Genomic DNA, 552 nt, shown 5'->3' on the forward strand with positions numbered 1-552 from the left:
GCACTCCGGCGGGCGCGGTGTGCGACGACGCGCACTTCAAGGTGGAGAACGCGCCGTGGTGGCCGGACGTCCCGGTCGACCTGAACTGCGCGCAGGGAGCGACCTGCACCAACCACGCGCCCTCGTTCTGGTCCCGCAAGCGGCTGTCGTCAATGACCACGCAGGTGCGGGTGGGGGGGACGGTGCAGCAGGTCGACCGCTACGACTTCACGCACTCGTTCCCGGACGGCGGTGACCACGCCCCGACCCTGTGGCTGGAGTCGATCCAGCGCACCGGTCTGGACACCAGTGGTGGTGGCGGCGCTGCGCCCGCGGTGCCGCCGACGGTCTTCGGTGCTCCGGCGCAGCTGCCGAACCGGGTGGGGACGATCTCCAACGTGTCGGTGATGTATCACGACCGGATCCAGACGATCGTGACGGAGGCGGGTGCGCAGATCACGGTGGTGTACAACGATGCCGAGTGCACGCCGCAGAACGTGCCGGCGGATCCGGCGGCCAACACCAAGGCGTGCTTCCCGACGCTGTGGAAGCCGCCGGGGTACAGCAGTCAGC

General features: G+C 69.6%; 1 protein-coding gene. It reads left to right on the forward strand.

Annotated elements, in window-relative coordinates; translation table 11 throughout:
- A partial coding sequence (locus ABD345_RS40125) for a hypothetical protein (protein WP_344559794.1) occupies window positions 1-552 on the forward strand: 552 nt, incomplete at both ends.

It is taken from the genome of Kitasatospora saccharophila (assembly GCF_039529925.1).
Classification (GTDB): Bacteria; Actinomycetota; Actinomycetes; order Streptomycetales; family Streptomycetaceae; genus Kitasatospora; species Kitasatospora saccharophila.